Origin of the sequence: Tissierella creatinophila DSM 6911 (assembly GCF_001940565.1) — a bacterium.
Classification (GTDB): Bacteria; Bacillota; Clostridia; order Tissierellales; family Tissierellaceae; genus Tissierella_A; species Tissierella_A creatinophila.
Window position 1 is genome coordinate 1 of sequence record NZ_LTDM01000028.1, and the last position, 13,558, is coordinate 13,558.

At 28.4% G+C, this 13,558-nt stretch carries 18 protein-coding genes and 1 pseudogene; 15 read left to right on the top strand and 4 right to left on the bottom strand.

Translation table 11 applies throughout. From position 1 onward, the window contains the following. Positions 1-152 precede the first annotated feature (152 nt). Genes TICRE_RS07845 through TICRE_RS07855 form a run of 3 tightly spaced genes read left to right on the top strand, consistent with a single transcriptional unit; the run spans position 153 to position 4,019 of the window. Positions 153-2,606, top strand: coding sequence for a restriction endonuclease subunit M (locus tag TICRE_RS07845; protein WP_198927531.1), 2,454 nt, complete (start codon positions 153-155; stop codon positions 2,604-2,606). Positions 2,607-2,608: 2 nt separating this feature from the next. Next, the gene (locus TICRE_RS07850) at positions 2,609-3,709 is read left to right on the top strand and encodes a restriction endonuclease subunit S domain-containing protein (RefSeq protein ID WP_075726848.1); all 1,101 of its coding nucleotides are present in this window, start codon (positions 2,609-2,611) and stop codon (positions 3,707-3,709) included. After that, a complete protein-coding gene (locus tag TICRE_RS07855; protein WP_143583108.1) occupies positions 3,690-4,019 on the top strand; it encodes a restriction endonuclease subunit S domain-containing protein in 330 nt (109 codons plus the stop codon). The genes TICRE_RS07850 and TICRE_RS07855 overlap by 20 nt, the downstream gene beginning before the upstream one ends. Before the next feature lie 43 nt (positions 4,020-4,062). Here TICRE_RS07855 and TICRE_RS07860 read toward each other — a convergent pair whose 3' ends face one another. Beyond that, positions 4,063-4,590 (bottom strand): tyrosine-type recombinase/integrase, encoded by a 528-nt coding sequence (locus TICRE_RS07860; RefSeq protein WP_075726852.1) that lies wholly within the window; start codon positions 4,588-4,590, stop codon positions 4,063-4,065. A 167-nt stretch (positions 4,591-4,757) separates the two neighbouring features. Then, positions 4,758-4,913 (bottom strand): annotated as a pseudogene (locus TICRE_RS13850) (site-specific integrase); the annotation flags it as partial. A 424-nt stretch (positions 4,914-5,337) separates the two neighbouring features. Here TICRE_RS13850 and TICRE_RS13755 point away from each other — a divergent pair. The 5 genes from TICRE_RS13755 (at position 5,338) to sigF (ending at position 9,593) form a co-directional block, all read left to right on the top strand. Then, on the top strand, positions 5,338-6,936 hold the full coding sequence (locus TICRE_RS13755; RefSeq protein ID WP_143583110.1) for a PTS transporter subunit EIIC: 1,599 nt from the start codon (positions 5,338-5,340) through the stop codon (positions 6,934-6,936). A 150-nt stretch (positions 6,937-7,086) separates the two neighbouring features. Then, a complete protein-coding gene (locus TICRE_RS07875) occupies positions 7,087-7,935 on the top strand; it encodes a bifunctional 5,10-methylenetetrahydrofolate dehydrogenase/5,10-methenyltetrahydrofolate cyclohydrolase (protein WP_075726854.1) in 849 nt (282 codons plus the stop codon). A 105-nt stretch (positions 7,936-8,040) separates the two neighbouring features. After that, positions 8,041-8,376 carry an anti-sigma F factor antagonist gene (gene spoIIAA, locus TICRE_RS07880; protein ID WP_075726857.1) on the top strand — a complete coding sequence of 112 codons (336 nt, stop codon included), beginning with the start codon at positions 8,041-8,043 and terminating at the stop codon, positions 8,374-8,376. A gap of 12 nt (positions 8,377-8,388) precedes the next feature. Then, positions 8,389-8,829, top strand: coding sequence for an anti-sigma F factor (spoIIAB, locus tag TICRE_RS07885; RefSeq protein WP_075726859.1), 441 nt, complete (start codon positions 8,389-8,391; stop codon positions 8,827-8,829). A 2-nt stretch (positions 8,830-8,831) separates the two neighbouring features. Next, entirely contained in the window at positions 8,832-9,593 is a 762-nt protein-coding gene (gene sigF, locus TICRE_RS07890; protein ID WP_075726861.1) for an RNA polymerase sporulation sigma factor SigF, read from the top strand. A 100-nt stretch (positions 9,594-9,693) separates the two neighbouring features. Here the strand turns inward: sigF and TICRE_RS07895 are convergent, their stop codons facing one another. Next, the gene (locus TICRE_RS07895) at positions 9,694-10,788 is read right to left on the bottom strand and encodes a site-specific integrase (protein WP_075726863.1); all 1,095 of its coding nucleotides are present in this window, start codon (positions 10,786-10,788) and stop codon (positions 9,694-9,696) included. Positions 10,789-10,855: 67 nt separating this feature from the next. Then, entirely contained in the window at positions 10,856-11,500 is a 645-nt protein-coding gene (gene lexA, locus TICRE_RS07900) for a transcriptional repressor LexA (RefSeq protein WP_075726865.1), read from the bottom strand. A 150-nt stretch (positions 11,501-11,650) separates the two neighbouring features. On the opposite strand from lexA, the gene TICRE_RS07905 reads away from it, so the two are divergent. The 7 genes from TICRE_RS07905 to TICRE_RS07930 form a co-directional block, all read left to right on the top strand. Further along, positions 11,651-11,887: a DUF739 family protein gene (locus TICRE_RS07905; RefSeq protein ID WP_075726867.1), complete on the top strand. Its 237-nt coding sequence runs from the start codon at positions 11,651-11,653 to the stop codon at positions 11,885-11,887. A gap of 15 nt (positions 11,888-11,902) precedes the next feature. After that, the gene (locus tag TICRE_RS07910; RefSeq protein WP_075726869.1) at positions 11,903-12,118 is read left to right on the top strand and encodes a hypothetical protein; all 216 of its coding nucleotides are present in this window, start codon (positions 11,903-11,905) and stop codon (positions 12,116-12,118) included. 15 nt (positions 12,119-12,133) lie between these two features. After that, positions 12,134-12,421 (top strand): MerR family transcriptional regulator, encoded by a 288-nt coding sequence (locus TICRE_RS07915; RefSeq protein ID WP_075726872.1) that lies wholly within the window; start codon positions 12,134-12,136, stop codon positions 12,419-12,421. A 13-nt stretch (positions 12,422-12,434) separates the two neighbouring features. Further along, positions 12,435-12,629 (top strand): hypothetical protein, encoded by a 195-nt coding sequence (locus TICRE_RS07920; protein ID WP_075726874.1) that lies wholly within the window; start codon positions 12,435-12,437, stop codon positions 12,627-12,629. Next, a complete protein-coding gene (locus TICRE_RS07925) occupies positions 12,630-13,082 on the top strand; it encodes a hypothetical protein (protein WP_075726876.1) in 453 nt (150 codons plus the stop codon). A 19-nt stretch (positions 13,083-13,101) separates the two neighbouring features. Beyond that, the gene (locus tag TICRE_RS13240; protein ID WP_158016479.1) at positions 13,102-13,263 is read left to right on the top strand and encodes a hypothetical protein; all 162 of its coding nucleotides are present in this window, start codon (positions 13,102-13,104) and stop codon (positions 13,261-13,263) included. Positions 13,264-13,311: 48 nt separating this feature from the next. Beyond that, positions 13,312-13,558, top strand: a 247-nt coding sequence (locus tag TICRE_RS07930) for a hypothetical protein (protein ID WP_143583112.1), incomplete at its 3' end; no start/stop codon positions are given.

The window sequence follows — 13,558 nt, forward strand, 5'->3', positions numbered from 1 at the left end:
ATCTAGATGAGTCCAATTGTATATATAGATAATAATTTATAAAAAGATATAGTTATGCTTTGTTACAAATAAATGTAGAATAGAGATTTAATAAATAAGAATTTTTATATTTAATAAGAAAAATTAGAATTCAGATAGGAGAATTGATATACTTGGAAATAACAAAAAAACAGAAAGAAATTATAAACGCTTATATTGAACAATCAAAAATCAAAGCTGTTGAATCTATTGATTTTGTTAACAAGAAAGTAAAATATTCGAATGAAATATTAAATGCTAGAAATATTGATGTTTTGAGTGGCGATGAGGAAATTGTAAGAGCATATATAATAACTAAATTAGCTAATGAATTAGGATATCCATTAAATAAGATTGTAATTGAATATGAATACACTGCTGGAAGACCTCATACTATTACCAGTAGAATTGATTTAATTGTAAAAGATAAAAATGATGATGCTTTCCTATTTATTGAATTAAAGCCTCCAAAACAATATGAAACTTTAGATAAAGATTCAACTATTGAAGAGCAATTGTTTAAAGTTGCTGGAATGGAGAAGAACGAGGGACATAATGTAAAATACTTAGTTCTTTATACTATAAATTTTGATAATTTGAACAATATAAAAGATACTTGTATGATTATTGATAATGAGAAATATCCTAATTTTGCTCAATGGGAATCCGTAAGAAACTATACCGATACCCTGCCGGATCGGTACAGTAAAGTAATAAAAAAGCCTTATATAAAAAATAGTGACAATGATTTAGAAAAAAGTTTTACTCATGAAATGTTACATAGATTACAAATTGATTTACATAATGTTTTGTGGGGTGGGGGAGGAACAGATGATAATGAAATTTTTTCTTCTTTAACTAATCTGATATTAGCAAAGATACAAGATGAAGATGAAAAAATGAATGGAGATGCATATGATTTTCAAGCATTATCTTTTGTAAATGATGAAGATGAATTTGAAAGTAATGATGTTTTATTTGAAAGAATAAATGAATTATATAAAAGAGCACTATCTAATAAATTAAATATTGTTGATAAAAATGAATTAAAGAAATCTTATGTTATTGATACAAAGAAATTTTCTCTTTCAAAGTTAAAGTATACAGTCCAACAACTTGAAAAATATTCTTTTGTTGATGGGAAAAATAGTCTTTCTGGTAAAGATATATTAGGTGATTTCTTTGAGGGTATTATCAGAAATGGGTTCAAGCAAGATAAAGGACAGTTTTTTACACATATTAATATTGTTAAGTTTATGTTGTGGGGAATTCAAGCTGATAGATTAGCAATTGATAGAATTAATAAAGATAAAGAAATTCCATATATGATTGATCCTAGTGCCGGAAGTGGAACTTTTTTAATTGAATATATGAAGTTTATTACTGAGAATATTAAATATAAATATAGAAGTCAAATAAATTCATCGAGAGAAGTTACTGATAAGATGGAATCTGAATGGTTTTATCCTAATCATAGAGAAAATAAGTGGGCAAGGGAATACATTTATGGCACCGAGTTAAACTTTAATTTAGGAACTGCTACTAAAGTTAATATGATTTTACATGGTGATGGTTCTACTAATATATTTGTAAAAGATGGTTTACTACCTTTCAATGAATATGTTAAGGAAAATGCACCCAATGCTCTAAATAAAGCATTTAAAGATAATTTATATAAATATGAAACAAATAGCCAATTCGACTTAATTTTAACAAACCCTCCTTTTTCTGTTGATTTAGATAAAGATACTGCAAAAAGAGTTAAAAAGAATTTTATTTTTGGAAATAAAAAGAATTCAGAGAATCTTTTTATTGAAAGATATTACCAGCTATTGAGAGAGAATGGAAGAATGGCAATTATACTTCCAGAAAGTATTTTTGATACTAACGAAAATAGATATATTAGATTATTCTTATATAAATATTTTAATATCAAGGCAATTGTATCGTTACCACAATCGACATTTGCTCCATTTACAAACACAAAGACTAGTATAATTTTTGCACAAAAGAAGACATCAGAACAGATAGAGTTATGGGATTCAAAGTGGAATATCTATACGAATGAATGGAGTAAATTAAAAAATAGAGTTTTAAATATTATAGATGTACATCATAGTGTTAAATCAAAAGAAAAATTACCTTCAATAAAAAGCCTTTCACAATTAGAAGAAATTCATATTCTAGCTCAAATGTTGAAAAATAATCTAACAATTGAAGATAGCAATGATATATTTTCGTTTTGCGAGGATTCAGCCGAATCAGATGTTTTAGAATTTAAAGAAAGTTTGATTAAAAAATATGAAGAAGATTTAATATCTTTATGTAAGGTTGATAATGATACTAAAGCTGAGTTTGGCTTTGTAAACACGTGGTGGGTATTTAGTAATGTAGCAAATGAATTATCTTATAATATATTTATGGCTGAAGCAGATGAAATCGGATATAAAAGAACAATAAGAGGAGAAAGAAAGTCTCTTAACAATTTATTTAGGTCAGATAGTAATGATAAATTAATTATTGATGATGGAAATAAAGAAACGATCCTTGATTATATGAGAGATATTGAATGGGATGAGGAAAGATAATTATGAAAATTAATAATTATGAGTTTAATAAATTTGCTACAAAAAAAACAATGAGAATGGATTTTAAATTTTATAATTGGTTCTATGAAAAAAAAGGTTATTTAAATTCTGCGAAATTAGGAGAAATTATTGATTATAGTTATAAAGGACATGCTTTTAAAGGTAGTGATTTCTCTTCTCATGGTAATATATACGTATTAAAAGGGACTAATTTTAAAGAAGACTTTACAATAGATTATGATAATATAGAATTTTTGCCTGATAATTATTACCATTGTGAAAAATATTCAAAATTTGCTATAGAAAAAGATGAAATTATAATATCATTGGTTGGTTCTATTGGAAAGATGGTATTAATTGAAGAAAAGATTCCGGCACTACTAAACCAAAACAATATTTCTATTAAACTTAAACAAGGCTTTAACCCTAAACTGTATATTTATATACTTGAAAATATTTTAAGAGAAATTGTTGAAGTACTTTATAAGGTGTCTGGATACTCATTTATTAGTGTTGATGAGTTATTTGATATAGATGTTCCAATTTTTAGTAAAATAGAACAGAAAGATTTTTTAAATGAGATTATAAGATATGAAAAAGAATTAAAACTAAAATCAAATCAGATTAAATCGAATAGTGATATTATTAATGAAAAAATTATTCAAGAATTTGATATAGATATGGAAAAAGTTATGAATATTGAAATACAAGAAAAAAAGACTATAACATTTAAAGAAATTTATAATTTAAATTCAAAACTTAGATTAAGTTATAGATTTAATAAAGCAATTGAATTACAAAAGGAAATATTATCTAACTGTGATTGCATAGGTAAATTATCTTTGTACAATTTAAAAACAAAAAATGGATGGTCTCCAACTTGCAATAAATTTTCTTCAAAATATATTGTTTTAGGTATAGATTCGGTTAATATAGATACACATCTTACATTTGATAATTTAAAATATTGTGATGAAGAAAAAGAAAATATGGATGATTTTTTTATTAAAGAAAATGACCTTTTTTTAACAAGAGGGAATACTACAGACTTGGTTGCTATGGCATCAATTGCAAGAAATATTAATGATAAATATATATCCTGATTTAATGATAAGAGTAGATACTGATGATAGGATTAATAATGAATATCTAGCCTATATAGTAAATTCAGTTATTGGAAGAATGTATTTTAAATATGTATCAAAGGGTAAAAATCAATCGATGGTTAAAATATCAAATATAGAAATATCTGATTTCTTATTGCCTGTACCACCAATAGATAGACAAATTGAAATTGTTAATAAAATAAAAGAAAGTATAAATATGCAAGACCTTATAATCTTAGAAATAGCATCATATAAAATTAAAATTAATCAATTAGTCAATTCATGGATAGAAGATATAACTTACTAAATAAAAGAGCTCAATCAATTATTTAGATTGAGCTCTTTTATATTCAATAAGATAACTTATTTGCATCTTGTCGAAGTTTATTCATATTTAGATCACCATAAACAGTAGTGGTATTTATATCACTGTGACCAAGCAATTTAGAAATACTGATTATATCAGTTTCTCTATTAACTAAAGAAGTAGAATAGCTATGTCTTAATTTGTGGATACTAAGGCTTTTATTATCTAATCCAGCATTCTTTAAAAGTCTTGTAAAAAATACATGAGCCGTACTGGCATTGATTCTATTTCCTGCAGTATTAATAAATATAGCATGGTTTTTTATAGGGGGTCTGCTTTGCAAGTAAGTGAATAGTTCTTCTTTTAAATTTTCCTTTATAGGAATTACCCTTTCTTTATTTCCTTTTCCTTTAACTTTGATAACATTATCATTAAAGTCAATTGTATCAAAGACGAGGTCGATTGCTTCTTGTCTCCTTATTCCAGTGCTAGCAATTAACTTACAGAAGATATAATTTCTAAATGCAAAGTTATCTTGACTTCCCTTTGCTACACTTAATAGTTTTACCACTTCATCTTAAGTAAAGAGAATAGGTAATCTTTCTTCTTTTTTTGGTGCGAAGATTGTTCTCATAGGCCTTTTAACGAGATAGTCTTGGTTAACTAAATAATTAAAAAAGCTCCTTAAACTATTAATTTTCCTTCTAATAGTTTCATTGGCATATTTCTTATCTTTTTTCAAAATACAATATAAGCTCTTATATGAGTTACTTGTATTTTTTCTATATCGGTAGGTACTCCATTTTCAATTAAATATCCTATAAATATCTTGAAATCTCCAATATAACTTCTGACAGTTAATTCGCTAGTATTATTCTCAGACCTCAGATAGTCTAAAAATTCATTGAATGTATTTTTACTTTAAGATTGATGTTAAAATTTAACATAAATATATGACCACCCTATCATTTGATACAGAACCTAGTAAATTTACTTATGTCCTTTATTCTGCAAAAGCTATACATATCAACTATTACATAAACCCCTCTAAGCATTCCAATTAGTAGTATAGCAGAGTCAAGAAACCTCAAAGATAGTAGTGGTCTATATCACGGCTTATAGATTTACTCTTAAAACTTATGAAACCTAAAGGGGAATACCCTTTAGGTTTCTTTTTTAAATTTTGGGGTATACTTATTTATAGTTAATATTACCGAATATTAGCTCAAATTATATAAAATTTTAATAAAATAGGAGGCGAGTGGATTAAGTGGAAGATTTTAAATAAAATATATTTAAGGATGAAGGAGTGAGAGAAGTGTTTGAAAAATTACAACGTTTGGGAAAATCATTTATGATACCTATAGCTATACTTCCTATAGCTGGAATATTTTTAGGAGTAGGAGCTGCATTTACAAACCCTGTTATGGTAGAAACCTATAATTTAGGAGCTATATTAGGGCCTGGAACTATACTTTATTATATTTTAAGTGCAATGGCGGCAATAGGTTCGGCTGTATTCGGAAATCTAGCATTATTATTTGCAGTAGGAATTGCTACAGGCCTTGCAGTACAAGAAAAAGGTGCTGCTGGATTATCAGCTGCTATTTCTTTTGTTATATTTCATACATCTATAAGTACCATTTTAGGTTTCTTAGGCTATAATCCAGAAACTACATCTGTAGATTACTTTTTATCACAAGGAAAGAATGCAATAGAAGCTGCAAAACTTTCTAATGTATATGGATATGAATTAGGAATATTTACAGTTAGGATAGGAGTACTTGGGGGAATAATAGTTGGACTATTGGTGGCTTATCTAACAAATAGATATTATGATAAAAAGATGCCTGAGGCCCTATCATTTTTTGCAGGTGTAAGATTTGTTCCTATAGTATCTGTATTGATCATAAGTATAGTAGGAGCTATAGTTCCTTTTATATGGCCTTATATACATTTAGGAATCTCTACTTTTTCAGAGTTCTTTGGTAGAACAGGTCCAGTTGGAATATTCTTCTATGGATTTTTTATGCGAATTTTAAATATATTTGGTCTTCATCATGCAATTTATCCCCTATTTTGGTTTACTTCACTTGGTGGAGAATTAGAAGTTGCAGGCAAACTTATTCAAGGAGGTCAAAATATATTCTTTGCTCAACTTGCAGATCCTACAGTTACTAAATTTTCAGCTGAGGCTACTAAATATTTTACTGGAGGATTCTTACCTATGATGTTTGGACTTCCGGCAGCAGCTTTAGCTATGTATAGAGCAGCAGATGATAAAAATAAAAAGATCGTAGGTGGACTATTATTTTCAGCAGCTCTTACTTCATTTTTAACAGGTATAACTGAGCCGATAGAGTTTACATTTCTTTTCGTAGCACCATTATTATATGGTATACATGCAGTCTTAGAAGGACTTTCCTATGCCGTGCTTTATGCACTTGATGTATCAGTTGGAGTTACATTTTCTAGAGGTATAATTGACTTTACTTTATTTGGACTATTACAAGGAAATGCAAAAACAAATTATATTTGGATACTTATACTTGGAATACCTACAGCTTTAATTTATTACTTTACATTTAAAACACTTATAACTAAATTAAACTTAAAAACTCCTGGTCGTGGAGAAGATGCAGAAAATAAATTATACACCAAAAAAGATACACTATTAAAAGATGTAAATATAGAAGAGGTAATAGATGCACTAGGTGGAAGAGATAATTTGGTTGAAGTAGATGCTTGTATAACTAGATTAAGAATTACAGTAAAAGATATTTCAAAAGTAGCAGATAAAGAGCTTTGGACATCAAAATTAAAAGCTAAGGGGATCTTTAAAAAAGGCTCAGGTGTTCAAGTAATATATGGAGCTATGGCAGAAGTACTGAAAAATGAAATAAACAAAGTGAGGTAAACAAATAACTTAAGGCATACCAAATATGTTCTTTAAGTAGTTTTTATTAAAATACATTAAGTCTAAAAGTATAGTTGGGGTTTAAAATATATTTATATATGGTATGATGTAAATAAGAGCATTATTACAATTTAAAGAGGGGGAGATATTGTGGCAGAGATTTTAAGAGGAAAAGTTGTTGCAGATAAGATAAAAGAAAAAATGGTAGAAAGAATTAAGAAATTAAATGACAAAGGCATAGAACCAACCCTTGCAATAGTAAGACTGGGCGAAGACCCAAGTGATATATCTTATGAAAAAGGTATAATAAAAAGTGCAGAAAAACTTGGTATAAAGACAGTTATAAAAGAAGAAGAGGTTTCTTTAAAAACTGAAGAGCTAGTAAATATAATAGAAGAATTAAATAATGATGATAAGATATCAGGGATATTAGTTTTCAGACCATTACCAAAGGGAATAGATGAAGAAGTGATAAGTAAGACTATTAGTCCTGAAAAAGATGTAGATTGTATGAATCCTTTAAACTTAGCAAAGATTTTTGAAGGAGATATGTCAGGTTTTGCACCTGGAACTCCAAAAGCTGCTATAGAAATACTAATAAATAATAATATAGATTTAGAAGGAAAAAATGTAGTAGTAATAAACAGATCTTTAGTAGTAGGAAAACCTTTAGCTATGATGCTTTTAGAAAAAAATGCTACTGTAACTATTTGTCATTCAAGAACTAAAGATCTAGATAAAATAACTAAAGATGCAGATATAGTTATGACTGCTCTTGGTAGAGCTAAATTTTTAGATGAAAAATACTTCAATAAGGATTCTATAATAATAGATATTGGAGTTAGTATGGATGAAGATGGAAAGATGAGTGGAGATGTAGATTTTGAAAATGTAGAAGACAAGGTAGCAAAAATTACACCTGTTCCTAGGGGAGTTGGTAGCGTTACAAATACTGTTTTATTAGATAATGTAGTTAAGGGATGTGAAAAAAGAGCTTAGGCTCTTTTTTTATGTTTTAAGACAAAACTAGACAAAACTAGATAATGGAGAACTTGTCTTTTTATAGTATACTATTATAGGAGACTTAAATGAGGAGGGGTAAATTTGAACTTATCAATGGAAACTAGAGAGAATATTTTAGTTGTTAAATTAAAGGGAGAGTTAGATCATCATAGTGCAGAATCTACTAGAAAAAAGATAGATAAAGCAATTATAGAAAAAGGTTCAAAAAATATCATATTAGACTTAAAAGAATTAAGTTTTATGGATAGTTCAGGGATAGGTCTGATTATGGGTAGATATAAAAACATAAGTCAAAAGGATGGGAAACTATTTGTAATAAGTGGTAACCAATATGTCGATAGAATTTTAAAAATGTCTGGATTATTAAAAATTATAGAGGCTTATCCTGAAATGGATACTGCTTTAAAGAATATATAAAGAGGTGAGAAAATGGAAAGAAACCATATGAAATTAGAGTTTTTAAGTAAATCAAAGAATGAATCTTTTTCTAGGATAGTAGTAGCAGCTTTTGCAGCTCAACTAGATCCTACTATAGAAGAACTTTCAGATATAAAAACTGCTATATCTGAAGCAGTAACAAATGCAATCATACATGGATATGAATATGGTGATGGCATTATAAGGATAGAAGCTACCATAGAGGGAAATGTTATAGAAATAATTGTTGAAGATTTTGGTAAAGGTATTTTAAATTTAGAAAAGGCAATGGAACCTTTTTATACTTCTAAACCAGATTTAGAAAGATCGGGAATGGGTTTTACAGTTATGGAAACGTTTATGGATGATTTAAAAGTAGAAACTAATGAATCGCATGGTACAAGAATTATAATGACTAAAAGAATAGAAAATCTCCCAAATAAGGAGAGATAAATATGAAGACAGGGGAATCAAAAAGAGTTCTTTTATCTCATGAGGAAACTATGAGTCTAATATCCCTAGCACAAAAAGGAGATCAGGATGCTAAGGAGAGATTAGTAGAGCATAATATTGGACTTATAAATTCAGTTCTAAGAGGATTTAGAAATAGAGGATATGAGATAGATGATTTGTTTCAAATAGGGAGTATTGGACTATTAAAAGCTATAGATAAATTTGACAATTCTTTTGATGTTAAATTTTCAACTTATGCAGTACCCATGATTATGGGGGAGATAAAAAGATTTTTAAGAGATGATGGTCTTATAAAGGTTAGTAGATCATTAAAACAAACTGCAACTCAGGCTAAAAATGCTAGAGAGTTACTTTTTAAAAATTTAGGAAGAGAACCTACTATCAATGAGATCTCAGAAGAAATTGGTATAGAATATGAAGAAATTGTAATGGCTTTAGATGCTTCATATTATCCAGAATACCTTTATAGTGTTATTCATCAAGATGATGGAGCACCATTATATTTAATAGATAAAATAAGTGCAGATTCTGATGATGATGATGACACTATAGTTGATAATATAATGATAAAACAAGTACTTAGTAAATTAGAAGCAAGAGATAGAAAAATAATTATATTAAGATATTTTAAAGATAAAACTCAAGTTGATGTTGCTAAAATTCTGGGTATATCTCAGGTACAAGTTTCTCGAATAGAAAAAAGAGTAATAGAAGATATAAGGAAATTTATGGTAAAGGCATAGTATATGCCTTTTTTTTGTATGAAAAACAAGGTTATACACCTGGAACGTTGATATTGCTTGACTTAAATTTCAAACGTCAAAAATACGTCAAAAATAAATTTTAGATAAAAACTTCATTGATTGCATTAGTAGCATTTTCCATCATATCTTCATTTACATGGCTATATACTTTCATTACAATTTCCACAGTATCACCTATAAGTTTAGCTATTGTTTTAAAATCTACATGTGGAATTAATAAAGTTACATACGTGTGTCTTAAATCATGTAAAGAATTATCCATGCCTAAAGATTGAAATCTTTTTCTTATTCTTATAGACATATTTACAGTTTGCTTTTCATTAAATATTCTATTATATATATCTGTTGGTATATCTGATTTATATTTATAGAGTTCTCTCATCAATTCTTTTGATGCTGGAATAGTTCTATATGAGTTTTTAGATTTAAGCTTACCAAAGCCATATTTACCTTGCTTATCTTTTTTCCACTGCTTATTTACTGTAATGGTACAAGTCTTAAAGTCAATACAATCCCAAGTAAGACCAGCAATTTCACCTAATCTCAATCCGCAACTTGAAGCTATCCTCATTGTCATGTAATCTTTTCTTTTATTATAAACTTTAGGATGCGACAATACATAGTCTAGCTCTTTTTTAGTTAATGCTTTTATTTTTTTATCAGTAGAATTATCATCCATTTGAGGATACTTAATTTTTCCGACTGGATTAATAGATATAACCATATAAGGATCTATGGCATTATTAAATATAGTTCTAATCTTAGTAACATATTCTTTTATAGTAGAAACTTTTAGTCCTTCTTTAATCATACTATTAACACAGCCTTGTATATTAACAAATTGAATATCTTTAATAAGAATATCATTTAAGCTTATAAACTTTTTTAAAGCAAATTTAGTAGTGTTAGCAGTATTATATTCACGTTGTAGCTCTAAGTCTCCAATGTATATGTCAATAAATTCTTTAAAGGTTATATCTGCATATTCATTGTTAGAGGTTAGAATAAAGTTTTCTTTCATTTCATCTAATCTATCATCAGCTGCTATTTTAGCTATTGATTTAGTTTTGAAGCCTTGCTTGCTCCTTTGTTTCCATTTTCCAGTTTCATCTTTAAAGGAAATAATATATTGCCATCCACCATTTCTTTGACGATATGTGATATTATATTCCATCTTTATCCTCCTTTGTGCAGTTATAAGAATAAGAGGGATATTGTCGACTTATACCCCTCATTTTCCCTTATCCTCTTATATTTAATACTGCTACTAATTTGCCTAATATCTTTATATTTCCATTTGTGAAGATCATAGGCTCATACATATCATTTTCCGATTGTAATATTATAGTATTATCTTTCCTATGAAACTTCTTTAAAGTTGCACTATCTTCTATAAGAACAGCTCCTATTTCTCCGTTCTCAAGATCACACTGTTGCTTTATAAAAACTATATCGTTTTGAAATATTCCAGCACCGATCATTGAGTCCCCTTTAATTCTTAGAGCAAAGTCCGCCTTTATAGATGTGTCTATATTAAAATAGTCTTCTATATTTTCTTCTGCTAACAAGGGTTGGCCTGCTGCTATTGTTCCTACTAGGGGAATTGCGTTAGAGTGCTTATCATGTAGTTTAGTAGGTTTTTTCCTCATAGGTACATCTAATCCCATTATCCAAGCAGGATCTACATTCAAAGCTTTAGATAGTATAAAAATCTTGTCTTGTCCAGGCTCTACCCTTCCAGACACATATTGCGAAAGGTCATTTTTATTTAATTTTACCCCATGCTCTAAAGTGTAGGGCTTAGCCCTTTCTAAAATATCTACTTGTTTTACATTATATTTACTCATGTATTCCTTTAACCTTTCAGATGTAGTAAACTTTTTCATTTGTTCACCTCCTTGTATACCATTATACCATCTTTTGTACATAGGTTCAATAAATAAGTAGAAATAGTTTAAAAATAAGGTTGACAAGTTCAATGCAAGATGATAATATGTAATTAAGTTCAAAGTATTGAACAGGGAGGAGGTGTAGATATGAGTTATAATTATTCTAAATTGAGGGGTAAAGTAATAGAAAAGTTTGGAACTCTCGGAGAGTTCGCAAAGGCTATGGAATGGTCGGAGAGGACTAATAGTCTTAAGATGAATGGCAGGATAGAATGGAAACAAAACGAGATAGTAACTGCTAGTAGGTTGTTAGATATAAAATCAGAAGATATAAATATATATTTTTTTGATGTGGGAGTTCAAAGGATTGAACAAATTAATTGAAAGGAGGACAAACAAATGTATGGAATAAAAGAATATGAAATAAAAGGATTTAAAAATCTATCCAATCCCGCTAAAAGATTGTTTGGATATGTTTATCAAAAACATCAAGCAGGAGTTGAAGATAAAGAAGATTGGACTGCTATAAAGGTTAAAGAAAGAAAAAATTGTATAGAAGTTACATTCCGAAATGGTAAGTGGTTGAATTATTATACCAATGGGACTTGGGGATAGAAGGGAGGTAAGGAAATGAATAAATTATTATCTCAAGATGATTTAGCTACTCGTTGGGGAGTAACTATAAGAACCATAGAAAACTGGAGGAAGGAAGGAATTATAACTCCATGTAAAGGCATCCCAGCCATTAGGTTTACAGAGCAACACATCCTGGATATTGAGGGAGTAAAACTGGAAAAGGTATCTCCATTAATGTATCGAAAATTAGAAATAGATCTAGAAAAAACTAAACAAGAGAATGAAAAGCTAAAAGGTATTTTGGCAAAGATAACGGCCGAAGCTTCACAAATATATAAGTAAGGAGACAAGCTAAATGAAAAAGATAAATTTATATAAGAAAATACTGTTAATTGAATTAAGCATACTAGCTACTTTAATATTGCACTACTTCACAACTCAAAATAGGGGATATAAGGCTATAGGAGGAGAGTTCCTATTAATACCACTAGTATATATTTTATGTAGCATTGTGGGACAAGTAGTAAGTTTTAGAGAGGAGGTGAAGTAGATGATATGTAAAATATGCAAAGTAGATAAGGATCTAAAGAATTTTCATAACTTAGAAAATGGTATTGATGATTGTTGTAGTCAGTGTAGAGCTAAAGAAAAAATAGCTAAAAGAAAAAGAGGAGAGATTTTGATTACAAATGAAGGATGTTTTGCAGATTTAGGAAATGAATGTGACATTTTAAAAGATAAAGATTGTTACAAGTGTAATTTTTACAAGACTAAAGAACAGTACGAAGAAGGTTTAAAGAAGTATCCTCTTATAGAAGAAAATAAAGGTAATAAGGTTGATTGTATTTTGAGGAATAAAATTACAGATGAGGAATTAGTATTTAGTAGCATGGTAAAACTTAGCCTTTTTTTAGGGAAAGCTAAGGGTTGGGCTTGTCAAGTATCAAGACTTAAAGGCAATAAATTTGATTATAAAAATTTTCAAATTGAAATAAGGAGGTGAGAATAAGGAGGTGAGAATATTGAGGGACAAACAAGTAATAATTGCAGTTAAAAGGACTATTAGGAAATTTAGATTTAAAGATAATATTTCAGCCATAGCCCAAAGAGAATTAGAAATAGTACTAAGAAATATTAAAAGAAATGAAAAAAGCCTATCGCCGGCAAGCAAAATAGGCTCTTAGAAAAATTACTATTACTGTAAGTATATCACGAAAGGAGAAAAATATTCAATGGAAGCTAGAGATAAAATGAAATTTATTTTAGATGATATTTACGATTTAGAAAGACAATTAAGAGATTACGAGGACATAAAAGAAAAATTAGATAGAAGAAATAAAGATTTAGAAGTGGCTATAGATGAATATTTAAATCCAAAAGAATTTAAACTATATGACAAAGTCAAAGTATTTAAAAACTATACAGATAATCCAATATATGATTTTGAAATATACGAAAATGCAGTCGGAACAATTATAG

What these genes read in the sequence shown, in the direction of transcription:
- spoIIAB (WP_075726859.1), top strand. Translation starts at nt 8,389, where the DNA reads ATGGAAAGAAACCATATGAAATTAGAGTTTTTAAGTAAATCAAAGAAT.
- TICRE_RS07850 (WP_075726848.1), top strand. Translation starts at nt 2,609, where the DNA reads ATGAAAATTAATAATTATGAGTTTAATAAATTTGCTACAAAAAAAACA.
- TICRE_RS07925 (WP_075726876.1), top strand. Translation starts at nt 12,630, where the DNA reads ATGATATGTAAAATATGCAAAGTAGATAAGGATCTAAAGAATTTTCAT.
- TICRE_RS07905 (WP_075726867.1), top strand. Translation starts at nt 11,651, where the DNA reads ATGAGTTATAATTATTCTAAATTGAGGGGTAAAGTAATAGAAAAGTTT.
- lexA (WP_075726865.1), bottom strand. Translation starts at nt 11,500, where the DNA reads ATGAAAAAGTTTACTACATCTGAAAGGTTAAAGGAATACATGAGTAAA.
- TICRE_RS07915 (WP_075726872.1), top strand. Translation starts at nt 12,134, where the DNA reads ATGAATAAATTATTATCTCAAGATGATTTAGCTACTCGTTGGGGAGTA.
- TICRE_RS07910 (WP_075726869.1), top strand. Translation starts at nt 11,903, where the DNA reads ATGTATGGAATAAAAGAATATGAAATAAAAGGATTTAAAAATCTATCC.
- TICRE_RS07855 (WP_143583108.1), top strand. Translation starts at nt 3,690, where the DNA reads ATGATAAATATATATCCTGATTTAATGATAAGAGTAGATACTGATGAT.
- TICRE_RS07920 (WP_075726874.1), top strand. Translation starts at nt 12,435, where the DNA reads ATGAAAAAGATAAATTTATATAAGAAAATACTGTTAATTGAATTAAGC.
- sigF (WP_075726861.1), top strand. Translation starts at nt 8,832, where the DNA reads ATGAAGACAGGGGAATCAAAAAGAGTTCTTTTATCTCATGAGGAAACT.
- TICRE_RS07895 (WP_075726863.1), bottom strand. Translation starts at nt 10,788, where the DNA reads ATGGAATATAATATCACATATCGTCAAAGAAATGGTGGATGGCAATAT.